This window comes from Rhizobium sp. Leaf306, from assembly GCF_001423425.1.
In the GTDB taxonomy this organism is placed as follows: Bacteria; Pseudomonadota; Alphaproteobacteria; order Rhizobiales; family Rhizobiaceae; genus Neorhizobium; species Neorhizobium soli.
This window is the reverse complement of record NZ_LMNX01000003.1, coordinates 748,908-764,930: the sequence shown is the minus strand read 5'-3', so window position 1 is coordinate 764,930 and position 16,023 is coordinate 748,908. Positions and strand designations below refer to the sequence as shown.

Below are 16,023 nucleotides of genomic sequence, written 5' to 3'. Positions count from 1 at the left end.
AGCGAATGTCGTAGTGGAGATCCGCTCGCATCATTTCGGTCAGTTCCGCACCGTTCCATAGGGCCCGTTCAGCTCCCGAGCAACCGTTTGGCAGGCGCGTGTTTGGTTGCTGTCTGGCTCGCTCACGCCCGCCAGACAGCAACCTCATACGGGCGAAGAGTGCGCTCGCCGAGCACGATGCTGATCCCGGTTGGAACCGTCCAGTCCTCCGCACCGTAGTTAAACGCGAAGACGAGCTCGCCGCGTCGCCGCATACGAACATGTTCCGGCAGCTCGAACGTGGGGATGTCCGCAGCGTCCAGAACCAGGCTCATCGTTGCGGCAAGGAGTGACTCATCCGGCCAGCAGGCCAGGTAATGGATCTTCTCCTTGCGGGTGAGGGCCGGCATGCCATCGCCGAAGCGGGCAAGAACATCGCCGGTCGCTTCTATATCTTCGCGCCAGCGGATCGCCGCTCCCGAGACCTGTCCCTTCACAGGCTGGGCAAGGCCCGGCCTCAGTGTCGCGACCTGCAACACGCGGTGGCCGGTGAGATCGGAGAGCGGACCGGGCGGCAGATTGTCGGGAATGGTGAAATTGCGGGTGCGGGATCCGGTCCGGGGGCCGATCAGGACTACACCGTCGAATTGGCGGAGTTCCCTCTCCAGATCCGCGGATATTTCCGTGACGCAGGGCAAAATAACCAGCGCGTAGCCATCCAGCGGCGCGCCGGGGCGCACGAAGTCGATATCGACGCCGAGGCGCCGAAGGCTTTCATACCAGCGGAAGGTCAGTTCTTCGTAACGGAAGTCCTTGCCCTGCGGCTGGATCACCGTCGTCCAGTAGCTCTGGTAATCGAAGACAACAGCAACTTTAGCCGTCTGTGTTTCCGGCAGAGTTCCGAAAGTGGCGAGCTCGCTCGCTACCTGTCCAGCTTCGCGGCCGCCGGGCGAAAGTTCGTCTAGGCCGGGAAGGTTCAGACCCGCGTGCATCTGCTCCTGAGCGAAGGGTGCCTGCCGCCAGCGGAAATAGCTGACGACTTCTGCGCCATGGGCCAGCGCTTCCCAGGTCCAGAGGCGCACCATGCCGGGCTTCGGGATCGGGTTCCAGGGCGCCCAGTTCACCGGGCCGGGTTGCTGTTCCATCACCCAGAACCGGCCACGGCCCACCGCGCGATAGAGATCGTGGTGAAACGGCGCGATATCCGGATGCGACGTCTCGGCCCAGCGATTGCGCTCCGCCTCCGAGAACGGAAACTTTTCGACGAAGCCGATCGGGTAGCTGTCCCAGGAGGCGAGGTCGAGATTGTCAGCCACCTGGAAATGGTCGAAATCGAGAACGAAGCCCATGAAGTTATGGGTGATCCAGCGATCCGGCGAATGCCGGCGGATGATCTCGCACTGCATTGCGTCATAGGCTGCGACCTGCTCCGAGTGAAAACGCCAGAAATCGAGCCGCGTCGCCGGATTGCTTTCGGTCACGGTCAGGTTCGGCAGCGCGACGTCGTCGAAGCTCGCGACTTCCATTGACCAGAACACCGAGCCCCAGGCTTCGTTGAGCTGCTCGGTAGACTGGTAGCGCAGCCGCAGCCAGCGGCGGAATGCCTTCAGGTCTTCAGGTCCAAAGGACAGCGTCGTGTCGTGGCAACCGTATTCGTTGTCGGTCTGCCAGCCGACGAGACCCGGATGGTCGCCGTACCGTTTCGCGACCGCCTCGACGATGCGGGCGCTCTCGCGCCACCAGGTTTCCGAGGAGAAGGTGTAATGACGCCGCGAGCCGAAACCACGCGGACGCCCCTGTTCGTCATAGGGGAGAATCTCGGGATATTCGTCGATCAGCCATTTCGGCGGTGTCGCCGTCGGCGTACCCAGCACGATCTTGAGGCCAGCCTTCGTCAGAACGTCCATCGCCCGGTCGAGCCATGCGAAGTCAAAATTGCCGCGGCTCGGCTGAAGCCGTGACCAGGCGAATTCGCCGATGCGCACGAAGGAAATGCCGAGTTCGCGCATGCGCCGCGCATCGGTTTCCCAGCGGTCTTCGTTCCAGTGTTCCGGATAGTAGCAGACGCCAAGCATTATCGTGTGAGATCTCCATTGACGACGGCATGGCCGTCGGTATCGAACAGATGGCAGGCCCTGGCCGGAATGCCGATGCGGATAGGGTCGCCCGCCCGCTGGCTTGCAAGGCCGTCGGCCTTTACCGAAATTTCTGCACCATCGGCGAGCGAAACGAAGAACAGGGTCTCGGAGCCGAGATGTTCGGCAAGTTTCACGCGGCCGTCCAGAACGACGTCGCCCGCGCCGGTCGCATCCAGATGTTCGGGGCGAATGCCAAGCGTCATCGTTGCGCCTTTCACAGAGGCGCCGTGCGTGTCGAGCGAAAGCGATGCGCCACCGGGAAGGCTTGCGGTGACGCTGCCGTTCTCTCCTGATGTCACGGGAACGGTGAGGAAATTCATCTTCGGCGAACCGATGAACCCGGCGACGAACAGGTTTTTCGGCCGGTGATAAAGCTCGAGCGGCGCACCGACCTGCTCGATGCGACCTGCCGACAGCACGACGATCTTGTCGGCCATGGTCATCGCCTCGACCTGATCGTGGGTGACGTAGATCATCGTCGCCTTCAGATCCTGATGCAGGTTCGACAGCTCCGAGCGCATCTGCACGCGCAGCGCCGCATCCAGATTGGAGAGCGGCTCGTCGAATAGAAAGACATCCGGATTGCGGACGATCGCGCGGCCAATTGCAACGCGCTGGCGCTGGCCGCCCGACAATTGCCCCGGCTTGCGCTGCAGCAGCGGCTCCAGTTGAAGCATCTTTGCCGCATAGGCTGTGCGCTCTGCGACAAGCGCTTTCGGATGGCCCGTCATCTTCAGGCCAAAACCGATATTCTCCGCAACAGTCATATGGGGATAGAGCGCATAGGACTGGAAGACCATGGCGACGCCGCGCTCGGACGGGCCGACATCGGTCATCTCCTGGCCGCCGATCGACAGCGAGCCATCGGAAATCTTCTCCAGGCCGGCGATCATCCGCAACAGCGTGGACTTGCCGCAGCCGGACGGGCCGACGAAAACGCAGAACTCGCCATCGGCAATATCGAGATCGACACCCTTGATGACATTGACGGCGCCAAAGCTTTTCTTGACGGCGCGCAGGCTGACGTCGCTCATCGCATCTGTCTCCCATTGTGAGGTGTTAATTCGAGAAGCAGGGCACTTTCGGGCCGAAGCATCGGCAAGGGCAGGCCTGCAAGCCCGGCATTCGCCAGATCGAAAGCGATCTTGCCGGAAAGCAATCGCTTCTGACCCTCCGATATGCGGATGAAATCGGGGGCTTCGGGCAGTACGGTTTCGATGCGCCAGGTTCCGCCGAAGCGGATGAGCTGTTTGGGCAAGCGCAGCGGTGATGGCTGTTCGCCCACCATCTGCGGTCCCTGCGCAACGATGACGACGATCTTTTCAGCGCTTGCGGCACCCCAGACATAACGGCCATCGATTGGCTCAAGCCGGAAGTTGGCGCCGGGCGCATGGAGAAGCGGGCGAAGCCGCTTGTGGGTCTCGATATAGAGCGCCAGTTCGGCGCGCTCTTTGACTGAGAGTTCGAGCGGGTTGAGTTCGACGCCGAAATGATAGGCCATTGCCACCAGCGCCCGGAAGCTCAGGGTATGGCGACGGTTGGTCTGGTGGTTGGGGTCTGCGGAGATGTGGCTGCCGAGAATTTCCGGCGGAACGAAAAGCAAGGCGCCGCGCTGGATTTCCAGCCGCTCCAGCGCATCGGTGCAGTCCGAAGTCCAGACGCGATGGGTGCGGGCGAGCGCTCCATAATCGATACGGCCACCGCCCGACGCGCAGCTTTCGATCTCGACATCGGGGTGAGCGGCGCGAACGCGATCCATCAGGGCGTAGACGGCGCGTGTCTGGGCGGCAGTCTTCGCCCTGCCGTCGCGACCGCCGCTATGGGTCAGGTCGCGGTTCATGTCCCATTTGACATAGGAAACCGCGTGGCCGCCAAGCACCGCATCCATCTTCGAAAACAGATAGTCTGAGACGTCCCGCCGGGTAAGATCGAGCACGAGCTGGTTGCGGGACGCAAGCAGTGGTCGCCCTTCGACCTGCAGCGCCCAGTCCGGGTGGGCGGTAAACAGGTCGGACAAGGGATTGACCATTTCCGGTTCGAACCAGATGCCGAACTGCATGCCGAGGCTTGTCACGTGATCGACGAGCGGTTTCAGTCCGTCCGGATATTTGCGGGGGTCGATATCCCAGTCGCCAAGGCTCGTCGTGTCGTCGTCACGTTTACCGAACCAGCCATCGTCCAGAACGAAACGCTCGATGCCGAGTGCTGCGGCAGCAGTAGCCTGCGCCTGAAGCGAACCCAGTTGGTGGTCGAAATAGTTGCCTTCCCAGGTGTTGAGCGTGACCGGCCTTGGGCTCATGGAACCGCGCGGCCACTGGACAAGCTCGGTGCGGACGAAGGCATGAAATGCCTCGCCATGCGGCCCGGCATAGGCAGTTGGGCTCTGGTAACTCTCGCCGGGCGCAAGAATGATCTCGCCGGGTTCGAACAGTTCGCCGAGATGGACGAGGCGCTGGCCGTCATCAGTACGGTCGATGGCGATCTGGTGATTGCCGCTCCAGCCGAGGGTAACGCCGAAACGCTGGTCACCGGTCTCGACGAACAGCATCGGCAACCGGTCATGCGAGGTGCGGCCGCGGCGGTTTTCCTGCATCCACAGGCCATTGCCGAGCGTTTCGCGACGCGTCTGGAACTCACGACCCCATGAGCCGGTAAAACTGGTGATCGTTGTCTCACCTGAGGGCGCCAGGAAGCTCGCGGCCATGCAGCGATCGAGCTGGTAATCGGTATCGCCCACATTGGAGAGCCAGGTTGCGATCGAAAGCACGCCGGACGCATGGTCAGTAAGCGTGATGGCGATCCCAATCCGGGCGACCGGGTCGCTTGCCGAAAGCACGGTCTGTGCTCCGTTCCGTGCCACCGACCAGCCACTGAACGCGAGAATGAAATCGCGGCCGGCGCGGTGGCCTGCAATCGCCGGCCAGCCGAAAAAGCCCATTCCGCCTGATGGCAACAGGACGGCCGAGGGGACGGCGATGTCCATGCCGTTGATACGGCTCGACCGTTCGATCTCAAACAGCGGATCGGCGACAACCGGCGGTCGGCCGAAGGCCAGAAACTCGGGCATTCCGGCTTCGGGCATGCGCAGGCTCAGCGCGAAATCGCCCGAGCCGACAGTTACGATGTCACTCATCCCTTGGTGGCTCCAAGTGTCAGGCCGGCAATGAAATGCCGTTGCATCAGGAAAAACATGGCGACCGGCGGCAGGGCCGCGATGATCGATCCGGCGGACACGAGATGCCAGGCGGCAACCCATTGGCCGTTCAGCGAGTAGAGGCCGGCAGTCACCGGCATGGCGTGCTGGCCTTGCACGAGCACGGTCGCCCAGAAATAGTCGTTCCAGACGAAGGTGAAGATCAGGACGGATAGCGCCGCAATCGCCGGCCGCATCAGCGGCAGCACGATATGGCGAAAGATCTTCCATTCCGACACGCCTTCGACGCGCGCGGATTCGATCAGGGCAAAAGGCAGGCCCTTGATGAAGTTGCGCATGAACAGCGTGCAGAAACCGGTCTGGAAGGCTGCGTGGAAAAGCACCAGTCCAGTTACGGTGTCGTAGAGGCCGAGTTTCAGCGTCAGGTCGCGAACCGGAACCATCAGGATCTGGAAGGGAATGAAATTGCCCGCGACGAACATGAAGAACAGGACGAGATTGCCCTTGAAGCGATAGACCGCCAGCGCAAAGCCGGTGAGGCAGGAAATGCCGACTGCGCCGATGACCGTCGGGATCGTCACCTTGAACGAGTTCAGGATGTAGAGACCGATCGGAGAATCCCGGAAGACGGCCGTGTAGTTCTCGACACCGGCGAAACCGGAGGGCATGCCGAAGTAATTGCCGGCTGCAAGATCGCCCGCCGGCCGCACCGAGGTGATGGCGACGCCGATCAGCGGCAGGAGCCAGAGGACGAGCGAGACAGGCAGGAGAACCTTGTAGCCGGTCCGCATCCATGGCGATGCGTTCTGAATGGGGGAGGGGAACATCAGGCGTTCCTTTCCTGGACCAGCATCCGCACAATGAAGAGCGAGATGAACACCATCATGATCAGGAACAGCACGACCGCGATCGCGGCGCCATAACCCATGCGGAAACCGTATTCCGACAATGCCTGTTCGAACATGAAGTAGGAGAGAACCTGGCTCGATCCGTAGGGACCACCGGCGGTCATGATCGAGACGAGGTCGAAGGAGCGCAGCGAACCGATGACGGTGACGACCATGGCGATGAATGTCGCCGGCGCAAGCTGCGGCAGGACAACGTACCAGAGGAGCTTGAAACCCTTGGCACCATCCATCCGCGCGGCCTCGACCTGTTCCGGATTGATGTTGTTGAGACCTGTCAGGTAGAGGATCATGCAATAGGCCGTCTGTGGCCACAGGCCGGCGATGATGATGCCGTAGGTGACGTAGCGCTCATCCGCCAGGACCGCCAGCTGCTCGCCCGTCAGCCACTCCAGCAGTTTCGAAAACGGCCCGAAATCCGGCGCGTAGAACCAGGTGAAGATCAGGCCGACCACGACCTGGCTGATGACAAACGGAAAGAAGAACAGCGATTTGTAGAGCCGGATGCCGGTGACCGACTGGTTGAGAAAAAGTGCTACGGCAAGGCCCGCAGGGATCGCCAGAAGATAGAGCAGCAGCCAGATGACGTTGTTCTTGAGGGAAACGTAGAAGGAATCGTCATCCAGAAGTTCGCTGTAGTTGCCAAGCCCGATCCAGACCTTTTCGCCAAGCCCGTCCCAGTCATGAAAGCTGATCCAGATCGACTGGAAGATCGGCAAAAGAACATAGACGATGAACATGAAAAGGCCGGGGGCGAGAAACAGCCATGGCGTGAGCCATTCCCTGTTGTTCTTCGAGCGGCGCGACGGCGGCGTTGCGGAATAGCTCACGACGATACCCCTGCAGATTTCTTCGGATTGCGGCCGGACGCAGGACCTTTCGGTCGCTGCGCCCGGTTTCCTGGGAGGAAGCGCTACTTGTAGACGCGGGTGCGGATCTTCTCGAGCCGCGCCAGGATGGCGTCGATCTTGTCCGGCTTGACCATGAACTCCTGGAAGCCTTCCATGCCGGCCTTTGCCATTTCGGCATTGGCATCGCGGTCATAGAACTGCGCAAGACCCTGGGCGCCCGATAGCATCGTGAAGCCCGCCTCGAGGAAGACGTCCTTAGGCTTTTCCGCCTGATTGTTGACGGGCAGCTGGCCAAGCGTCGCATTCATCGTTGACTGTGCCTGGGCCGAGCCGACGTAAGCGAGGAATTTCTTGGCGTCTTCCTTGTTCTTGGCCTTGGCCGGAATGTGGAACGTATCCGTCGGCGCTTCTTCGGCCCTCGGCAGGCCGGGGGTGATTTCAGGGAAGGGAAGGAAGCCGATCTGCTCTTCCTTCAGACCGCCGTCCTTCATCGTGGCGACGGCGAAATTGCCCATCAGATACATGGCGGCCTTGCCCTGGACGAGCTGCGGGACTGCGTCCTGCCAGTCGATCGCCGCATGGTTTTCGATGAAATAGCCGGGCTTGACGAGCTCGGCCCATTTCTCGAACACGGCCTTTACCTTGGGATCGGTGTAAGGAACCTTGCCGGCCGTCAGGTCCATGTGGAACTGGTAGCCGTTGACGCGAAGATTGAGATAGTCGAACCAGCCGCCGGTCGGCCAGAGCGCCTTGGTGCCGATCGTGAAGGGCGTGATCCCGGCAGCCTTGAGCTTGGCGCTCGCGGCGATCAGGTCGGCCCAGTTCTTTGGCGGGGTGATGCTCTTTTCGGCAAAGATGTCCTTACGGTAGTAGATGCCCCACTGGTAATAAGTATAGGGCATGCCCCACTTCTTGCCGTCGATCGTCATTGACGGTACGGCAGCCTTCATCTGCTGATCGTAGCCATTGGCCGCCCAGACATCGCTCACATCGGCAAACAGCCCCGCCTTGACGAAGGGCTCCATGCGGTTGCCGGCATACCAGGCGACGACATCAGGTGCGTTGGCGGTCAGGAAGTTGCGGATCGCTGCCTTGTAGCCTTCGTGGTCAAAATTGTTCCACTTGACCTTGATGTCGGGATTGGCCTTCTCGAAGGCGGCGATCAGATCGCCCATCGCCTTTTTCGGCACGGGATCCGAATGGTCTGAATTGACTGTGATTTCGCCCGCGAAAACCGATGGCGCAATTAGAAAAGTCGACAATACGAGGCCAAGCAGCCTCTTTCTTAGAACGGTCATGTGTTCCTCCCTTGTGACCATCGGTAACCGGATGAAGTCCTAGATTTCAGCCTTACCGATCGAGCTCCTCCAGCCCGTCTTGATGTTCCGCCACAAACCCGTAGAGTTCCACTGTATTTCAGGGAATGTTTTCCGGGATCCTAAGATGGATAAGGCCGCATCAACCATTTTAAAGGACGGATCGGTTCCGGCACATCCCGATCTCGATCCGCGGCACCCGCTTGTCGTGTTCGGCGACCATCGGTTCTGCGCGGGCGAAACTCTTGTCGTGCAGCGGATGGCTGGCCCGCATATGCACAGTCAGATCGAACTGAATTTTCTTACCCAGGGCCAGATGACCTACTGGTTCGACGGGCGGGAACTGACGATCGGCGCGGGTCGTCTCTGCCTTTTCTGGGGCATGGTACCGCATCAGGTGACGGAGATCGAAAAAGGTACGCGGTTTGTCTGTCTCTATGTTCCCATGTCCGTTTTTCTTGGTCTTGCCACTCTCAGCCGGTTCCGGGATGCCGTCTTCCGTGGTGCGGTCATCGAAGCGACCGTTATCAGGCCTTTCGATGAGGACGTCTTTCTCAGATGGCGCGAGGAACTCTTGCAGGGTGACGAGGGACTGGCAGAGATCGTCCGAACCGAGCTCACGGCCCGGGTTTTGAGGATCGAGCGGGAAGGTTGGCGGGATCTGCGCGAACACGCCCCTGCCATTGCCGGCCTCTCATCCAGTGACAGCGGGCGCGCCGGTCATGTGGAGCAGATGTTGCGCTTCATTGCCGAACACGCCCTCGGCGATATTTCCGTCGATCACGTGGCGCGGGATGTGGGACTTCATCCAAATTATGCCATGAGCCTGTTCAAGCGGGCGGTCGGCCAGACGATGAACCAGGCGATTGCCCGCCACCGGCTGGACACGGCTCGTTCGCTTTTGATCTCGACAGACATGTCGATCACGAATGTCGCCTTCGAATCCGGCTTCGGCTCGGTCTCGCGCTTCTACGAAGCTTTCACCGACCGCTTCGCCGACCGGCCATCCGCGTTTCGCCGCAGGATGCAGGCAAATGCGCGACGCGACTGACACTGCGTGATGACCAGCCGTTCTGGTTGAACGTCCGATTTCAAGTTGAATAGAGCCTTCGCAGGCAATTCCTGCAAGCCGCGCTGAGCAGCGGCCCTAACGTGGTCGTGCACGTCGATTGAGGTTGAGTTTGCATTCTGGGCGATACCTCCGTACATCGCGCAGACACAACCGCTAAGCCCTGTAGGAGTATAATTTTGCCGGAGTTCGAACAGACCCTGGGAGCGGGTACGCTCATATCCATTGCGGCTGGCGCCGTTGCGCTGCTGCTGGTACTTATCATCCAGTTTCGCATCCACGCTTTTGTCTCGCTCATTCTCGTCAGTTTCCTGACCGCGCTCGTGACGGGAATTCCGGCGGGGAATATCCTCACCACCCTCACGTCCGCATTTGGCTCGACCCTCGGGGGCGTTGCTTTGCTTGTCGGCCTTGGCGCCATGCTGGGTCGCTTGCTGGAAGTATCGGGTGGTGCGCAGGCTCTTGCGGATGACCTCGTCCGCCGATTTGGCGAAAAACGTGCACCGCTGGCGTTGGGCATCGCGTCGCTGTTCTTCGGCTTCCCGATCTTCTTCGATGCAGGCCTCGTCGTCATGCTTCCGGTGATGTTCACGGTAGGGCGTCGCCTTGGCGGAAGCCTTCTTCTCTACGGCATCCCGGTCGCGACCGCCTTCTCGTGCATGCACGTTTTCGTGCCGCCGCATCCCGGGCCTGTCGCCGCAGCCGAACTGCTGGGCGCCGACGTCGGACTTCTGATCATCGTCGGTCTGTTGGTCGCCATCCCGACCTGGGTCGTTGCGGGCCATTTTTTCGGAAGCTGGATCGGCAAACGCATCTACCTGCCGGTGCCCGACAACGTCACTGATGAGCAATCCTCCGACGACGAGAGAATCTCCCTGCCGAGCCCTGGCCTCGTCGTTGCACTTCTTCTTTTGCCGCTCGTTCTCATCTTCATGAATACCGGCCTCGATTTCGCGCGCGCACAGGAATGGGTCAGCAAGGATGCCAGCTGGTTCCAGCTTGCCCGCACCGTAGGCTCTACTCCAATCGCACTTCTGATTTCGGTTCTCGTCGCCGGCTACGTTCTTGGGCCAATGCGCGGTCGCGATCCCATCAAGGTGGAGCGCATCGTTGACTCTGCTCTTGGACCTGTCTGCTCTGTTATCCTGATCACCGGCGCGGGCGGCATGTTTGGCGGCGTTCTGCGTGCTTCGGGGATCGGAAATGCTTTGTCGGATGTGCTTGCCGATATCGGTATGCCCATACTGGTGGCAGGCTTCCTGATCTCGACCGCGCTGCGCGTTGCACAGGGCTCCGCGACGGTTGCACTCATCACGGCTGCTGGCCTTGTGCAGCCTGCGGTACAGGCTGCCGGTTATCAAGGTATTCAGCTGTCAGCGATCGTCATCGCCGTCGCATCGGGTTCTGTCATGCTGTCGCATGTCAATGATTCCGGCTTTTGGCTGGTCGGTCGCTTCTTCAACATGGACATCAAGACCACGTTCAAGACCTGGACCGCGATGCAGACGTTGGTGGGCCTCGTTGGCTTTGCGCTCTCCGGGATCATCTTCTGGCTGGCCTAACAACCCGGTTTCATAGCCAGGCACGCTCTTGATGAAGGCGTGCCTGGCTTCCCTCGCTCTAATCGGCAAATTTCGAGACGGTCGGCAGCAAGCCGCGTTCAGACAGCGCCGACCACGGTATCCATTACCGGAAAAACTTCTGCAGAGACGGCCTCAGTCGCAGGAAACCCAGGTAGGCCATCTCGAAGAATGGCGTGACGGGAGGCCAGCCTGCGATGAGACCGAGCGGGCGCAAAAGGGGTATCGCCCGCCACATTGCGGCAAAGGCTGCCGCCCCCGACAAAAGCTTGCCTCCTTCTTCGGCATGAAACCGCGACAGGATCTCCACACGATCGACAGGACACGATGCCTTGGGATCGCAGGCGTCGATGAAGCGGATTGCATTGCGCCGGGCCAGCCTCCGGATGATCGCGATCTCGCGCCGGCAAAGCGGGCAGCCGCTGTCAAACCAGACGGTGACTTGCTCCATCATGACGTGTGCTTTGTAGTGTTGATGAGCATGGCTAATACCTCGAGTGCGAAGAATGCCAAACCATCCCATCTGCACAGATGTTCCGCAAGCATAGGTTACATCACAGCCTACCTGCTGGATCGGCGCTCTCTATCCCCGATACAGGGCACCTTGCGCCCACAAGCGCCCAAGTATTCAACCAAGGCCGCATCCAAGATGGAAACCAGAGACGCAGCCTGATCGGCTTGCGGCGGCGGAACCTATGGGGCATTGATGCCCTCAGCCACCGCCGGAGATCGACAGACATGGCAAGACGAATACGACTGGGCATTGTCGGTGCAGGGATCGCCGGCCTGACTCTGGCCAGAGCCATGGCCGACTGTGCCGATGTCAGGATTTTCGAGAAAAGCAGAGGCGTCGGCGGACGGATGGCGACACGGCGAACCGATGCCGTGACTTTTGATCATGGAGCGCAGTATTTCACCATCAGGGACGGACGTTTCCGTGCAGCGCTGGAGACGGCGCAGGCCGACAGAGTGGTTGAGCCCTGGACCGGTGCGCTTGCAACGCTGCCCGACGGCAATCTCGCGGCTTTGTCGGGGGGCGACACCACGCGTTATGTCGGGAGCCCTTCGATGAACGCGCTTGCGAAAGCGATGGCGGCAGGCCTTGATATCCAGACCGACGCGCCTGTGGAGGCGATCAGCGGCACGGCGGGTAAGTGGTTCTTGAAAATCGGCGATCGCCGCGAGGGCCCGTTCGACTGGCTGGTTTTAGCGGCGCCAGCCCCGCAGTCGGCATTGCTTCTTCCTGACGAGTTTACGCATCACGGGGCGCTGGCAAAAACCCGGATGAATGCCTGCTTCACGCTGATGATTCGCCAGACCGAGGATGCAAAGCTTCCCTTTGCTGCCGCCCGTGTCGATGATCCGGTCATCGGCTGGATCTCCCGCAACAATTCCAAGCCGGAACGGCCTGACGACCCCTGTCTAGTGGTCAACGCGACGGCCAAGTGGTCCGACGATCATTTGGAGGAGCCACTGGAAGATGTTCGTCGGACGATGCTGGAGGCGCTCCAGCGCTATATTCCGATCTCCCCGAGTGAGGCTGAGGCTGCAACCATCCATCGTTGGCGCTATGCCAATGTCGATCGGCCGGCCGGACAGGCTTTCCTTCTCGATGATGTGTCCCAATTGGCGGCTTGCGGAGACTGGTGCATCGCAGGGCGGGTCGAGGCAGCGTTCCTCAGCGCCGCGGCCCTTGGCGATGCGCTCAAACAGATCGTAAAGGTAGCGCCATGACAATGACCCCGCGGACCATCTCCACGCTTCTGACCTATTGCGGGGCCCTGCCGTTCTGGCTGCTGGCAATTGCCCCCTCGACCGTTCTCGGTTTTGAAACGGCACCCGCATTCCTGTCCTACGGGGCAGTCATCGCATCCTTTATGGCCGGAGCCCTCTGGGGAAGCGCTCAAACCGGCAGGGGCGACCTGGTGATCATTGTCGCCAGTAACGTGCTGGCTCTCATTGCCTTTGCGACACTGGTTGCCAGTCCTTTGCCGATAGCCCTGCTGGTACAGGTGTTGCTGTTTGCCCTTCTGCTGATCGCCGACCACAGGACCCTTTCTACGGATCCTTCACGGCAGTGGTATTGGAAACTGCGGATCCGGATCACTGCGCTTGTCGCGCTTGCCTATGGCTTCATGCTTTTCCGCTACGCCTTTTGAACGGGTGGCAGAAACTGCGCTCTCAAGCGTCATCAACTCGATAGGTTGGCGAAGCCGCAGGTATCTCGATGGCACACTGCCGGTGGCCGTCTCAAGACGGCTTCCGTCCTTTTCTAGCTCGCAGGCCCGGTGCGTCATTTCCCTGAGGTTTTAAGCTCCCGGTTGATCCGATCGGCCGCATCCGCCAATGCTGTCCTGTCTGACTTTGCCCCCGACAATGCGTCATGCACTTCCTCGCCAAGGATCCTTTCAATCGCTGAATATTGCGGAATATTGGGTCGCTGCCAGGTGTGCAGCAGGTTCTTCTTCGCGAGCTGATCGACAAAACGCACGATCGGCGAACTCGCAGCCGCCTCCGGATCCGCACTGACTGAGAAACGTGGCGCGATCGGAAAGCCGTTCTTGACATGGGCCTTCATGGCCTCGCGCGACGCCATCCAGGCGATTGCGTCGGCGGCGAGTTCCACCCGGGCTTCGGGCAGATTGGACGGAATGCAGAAAAGGAAACCGCCGATCGGCGAGGCGCGGGTGCCGCCAGGCCCGGAGGGCTGTGGCAGGTACTCGACCCGCCGCTTGACCACGGACTGAACGTCGTACTCGAACCTTGCCGCGCGCATCGTCCAGAAATAGCCGAGACTGGCCTTTCCCTTCATGAACACGTCAAGCGTCTTGTCCCACGCCATGTTGAGAATGCCCGGCGGCGAGATCTCGATCAGGCGGCGCATGAAGTCCAGCGCGGAGAGGGCGGCATCCGACTGGATGGTACAGTGCAGTTCTTCGAGGTTCACACCCTCCAGCGTAAAGCCCGCCCGGGACTTGCGCAGTGAAATGGTCGGCTGGCCGCAAGCGCCGACAAAGAACATGAAGCTCGACGCGATCGGCATGCCGCGGGCACCGTCCCAGACTGCGCCATACATGCCGTGCTGCGGGGCGTGGAAATGCCGGCCTGCGGCAAGCACGTCCTCGAACTTTCGCGGGAAATCCAGCCCGGCATCGGCAAACAGGTCCCGCCGGGCGGCGAGGATCTCGATCGTGCAGTAGCCCGGAACGCCATAGTCCTGGCCATCCCAACGGGCCGTCGACCAGATGGAAGGATGGAAGTCGAGCGGGTTGATACCGGTTTTCTGAATGAGGGCATCGAAGGGGCGGATGATGTCCTTTTCGGCAAACTCGCCAAGCCAGGGCATGTTGATGGCGAGAACATCGTAGTCAGAGACCGGTTTGTTGCGATTGTCCAGGATGCGGCGATAGAGATCTGGCAGTGGCAGAAGGTCGAAGTTCTTCTTCGATGCGAGGTTGTTGCGGAAGTCGGCCCACATGTTGCGCATGGACGAAAAGTAGTTGTCGTCGTTGAGGAGGAAGCGCAGTTCGATATGCGACTCGACCCGCTTCTGCACCAGTCGCATGGGCGGGATGATCTGCGAGCCCAACGGGGTCCCGCCAAAGTAATAGTCTTCCTCCTGCTCGCCGCCGCGCAGGCCGAGCGTCTGGGCAAGCAGGGACTTCGTCTTTCCGGCATAAGCCTGGAAGGACTGCAGGAGCTTTTCGCTCGGTTGCAGGGAAAAGGTCTTGGCGCCGGGCCCTTTGGGGACTTTCAAAATGTAGCCACTGTCCACCATGCGATTGATCAGCCGCATGGAAGTTGCGTAGGGCAGGCCGGATTCCTGGCCGAGCGTTGAGATGGCGACAGTCTGGCTGTGGATATGGGCCTTGATGAGAAAGACCACGATTTTCCAGCCGGGGTCTTCGTCGAATCCGCCGATCACGTCGCCGAAGGGCCGCCGGGTCTTGTCTAGGAACTCAATCACCCGCAGCATTTCGTAGTCGTTCACGTCGGCCCCCCGTCCGTCGCGTCACTAGACGATGTTCGTAGCCATTGCAGCGCCTCTTGGCTAGGCGCTCCAGGTGCTGACGCGAATGTGGTGATTATTTTTCCGCTGGCGGCAGCAGACCCGCGCGGCGTTCGGACTGCTCGAACAGCACAAAGAAGTCCTTTTCAGCCAGCCCTTCCGTAAAGGCGGTCTCGTATTGCTGACGGATCATCGATGCCATGTACATCGGGATATGGTCTGCCCGGGCCGCGTCGAGGATCAGGTCGAAGTCCTTCATCATCTGCGACACCGAAAATGCCGGATCGAAATTGCGCTGGACCAGAAGGTCACGCTTATAGGCGATCAAAGGCGACGCAACTGCACTTTCGCAAATGACATTGAGCATGGTCTCAACCGAGAGGTTTCCCTTGAGGCCGAGCGTCAGCGCTTCGCCCAGCAGCGCCGATGTGGCGCCCACCAAGGCGTTGAGGACGAGCTTCAGATAGCGGGCCTCCTCGGCCTGGCCGACATAGAAGCGACGCGAGGCAAAGCAACCAAAGATAGGATCGAGGCGCTTGTAGGCGTCTTCCGGACCTGACGCCATAACCGAAAGGGTTCCCGCAGACGCGGTCGCCGTGCTGCCCGAGACCGGTGCGCGCAGGTAATGGACGCCGCATGCGCTCATGGCTTCATTCACTTCGGCGGAGATCGCGGGCGACACAGTGCTCATTTCCACCAGCGTCTGGCCGGTTTTCATGACGCTCGCAAGGCCGCCCTTGCCGAAGATGAGGTCGCGCAAAACGGCGTCGTTGGGAATAGTCAGGATCACGACGTCGGATTTTGCGGCCAGATCCTCAAGCGTGTGGGCGACATTGGCGCCTTCCGCAACGATCGTCGCCCGATTTTCGGGCAAGGGTTCATAGACGTGAAGCCGGTAACCGGCTTCCAGCACCCGGCGGCTCATCGGAGCGCCCATCTTGCCTATGCCAGCCCAGCCGACTGAAATTTCTTCGTTCATTGCGTCCTCCCGTCCCAATCGACAACAGGCTGTGACGGACCAC

At 60.5% G+C, this 16,023-nt stretch carries 13 protein-coding genes; 4 read left to right on the top strand and 9 right to left on the bottom strand.

From position 1 onward, the window contains the following. Window positions 1–122: 122 nt before the first annotated feature. The 6 genes from ASG19_RS16890 to ASG19_RS16865 all read right to left on the bottom strand — a co-directional run bounded on the left by ASG19_RS16890 (window position 123) and on the right by ASG19_RS16865 (window position 8,325). On the bottom strand, window positions 123–2,054 hold the full coding sequence (locus ASG19_RS16890) for a beta-galactosidase (protein WP_062459894.1): 1,932 nt from the start codon (window positions 2,052–2,054) through the stop codon (window positions 123–125). Next, entirely contained in the window at window positions 2,054–3,151 is a 1,098-nt protein-coding gene (gene ugpC / locus ASG19_RS16885) for a sn-glycerol-3-phosphate ABC transporter ATP-binding protein UgpC (protein ID WP_062459892.1), read from the bottom strand. The genes ASG19_RS16890 and ugpC overlap by 1 nt, the downstream gene beginning before the upstream one ends. Continuing rightward, window positions 3,148–5,250: an alpha-galactosidase gene (locus ASG19_RS16880; protein WP_062459890.1), complete on the bottom strand. Its 2,103-nt coding sequence runs from the start codon at window positions 5,248–5,250 to the stop codon at window positions 3,148–3,150. Before ASG19_RS16880 ends, ugpC begins: the two co-directional genes overlap by 4 nt. Next, window positions 5,247–6,098, bottom strand: coding sequence for a carbohydrate ABC transporter permease (locus ASG19_RS16875; protein ID WP_062459888.1), 852 nt, complete (start codon window positions 6,096–6,098; stop codon window positions 5,247–5,249). Before ASG19_RS16875 ends, ASG19_RS16880 begins: the two co-directional genes overlap by 4 nt. After that, window positions 6,098–6,916, bottom strand: a complete 819-nt coding sequence (locus tag ASG19_RS16870; protein ID WP_156466559.1) for a sugar ABC transporter permease — start codon at window positions 6,914–6,916, stop codon at window positions 6,098–6,100. The genes ASG19_RS16875 and ASG19_RS16870 overlap by 1 nt, the downstream gene beginning before the upstream one ends. A 173-nt stretch (window positions 6,917–7,089) precedes the next feature. Then, on the bottom strand, window positions 7,090–8,325 hold the full coding sequence (locus tag ASG19_RS16865) for an extracellular solute-binding protein (RefSeq protein WP_062459884.1): 1,236 nt from the start codon (window positions 8,323–8,325) through the stop codon (window positions 7,090–7,092). Between the two features lie 145 nt (window positions 8,326–8,470). Between ASG19_RS16865 and ASG19_RS16860 the strand changes: the two genes are divergently transcribed. Together ASG19_RS16860 and ASG19_RS16855 are read left to right on the top strand one after the other, a co-directional pair. Continuing rightward, window positions 8,471–9,394 (top strand): helix-turn-helix domain-containing protein, encoded by a 924-nt coding sequence (locus ASG19_RS16860; RefSeq protein WP_062459882.1) that lies wholly within the window; start codon window positions 8,471–8,473, stop codon window positions 9,392–9,394. 197 nt (window positions 9,395–9,591) lie between these two features. Beyond that, window positions 9,592–10,974 carry a gluconate:H+ symporter gene (locus ASG19_RS16855; RefSeq protein ID WP_062459880.1) on the top strand — a complete coding sequence of 461 codons (1,383 nt, stop codon included), beginning with the start codon at window positions 9,592–9,594 and terminating at the stop codon, window positions 10,972–10,974. Between the two features lie 124 nt (window positions 10,975–11,098). Here ASG19_RS16855 and ASG19_RS16850 read toward each other — a convergent pair whose 3' ends face one another. Then, on the bottom strand, window positions 11,099–11,515 hold the full coding sequence (locus ASG19_RS16850) for a DUF393 domain-containing protein (RefSeq protein ID WP_244476201.1): 417 nt from the start codon (window positions 11,513–11,515) through the stop codon (window positions 11,099–11,101). Window positions 11,516–11,730: 215 nt separating this feature from the next. Between ASG19_RS16850 and ASG19_RS16845 the strand changes: the two genes are divergently transcribed. Together ASG19_RS16845 and ASG19_RS16840 are read left to right on the top strand one after the other, a co-directional pair. Continuing rightward, the gene (locus tag ASG19_RS16845; RefSeq protein ID WP_062459876.1) at window positions 11,731–12,726 is read left to right on the top strand and encodes an FAD-dependent oxidoreductase; all 996 of its coding nucleotides are present in this window, start codon (window positions 11,731–11,733) and stop codon (window positions 12,724–12,726) included. Beyond that, a complete protein-coding gene (locus tag ASG19_RS16840; protein WP_082476376.1) occupies window positions 12,723–13,151 on the top strand; it encodes a DUF3429 domain-containing protein in 429 nt (142 codons plus the stop codon). Before ASG19_RS16845 ends, ASG19_RS16840 begins: the two co-directional genes overlap by 4 nt. A gap of 134 nt (window positions 13,152–13,285) precedes the next feature. On the opposite strand, the gene ASG19_RS16835 is transcribed toward ASG19_RS16840, so the two are convergent. After that, on the bottom strand, window positions 13,286–14,983 hold the full coding sequence (locus ASG19_RS16835; protein WP_062459873.1) for an extracellular solute-binding protein: 1,698 nt from the start codon (window positions 14,981–14,983) through the stop codon (window positions 13,286–13,288). Between the two features lie 94 nt (window positions 14,984–15,077). After that, complete coding sequence (locus ASG19_RS16830) at window positions 15,078–15,980, bottom strand: NAD(P)-dependent oxidoreductase (RefSeq protein ID WP_062459871.1); 903 nt, start codon at window positions 15,978–15,980, stop codon at window positions 15,078–15,080. Between the last annotated feature and the right edge of the window lie 43 nt (window positions 15,981–16,023).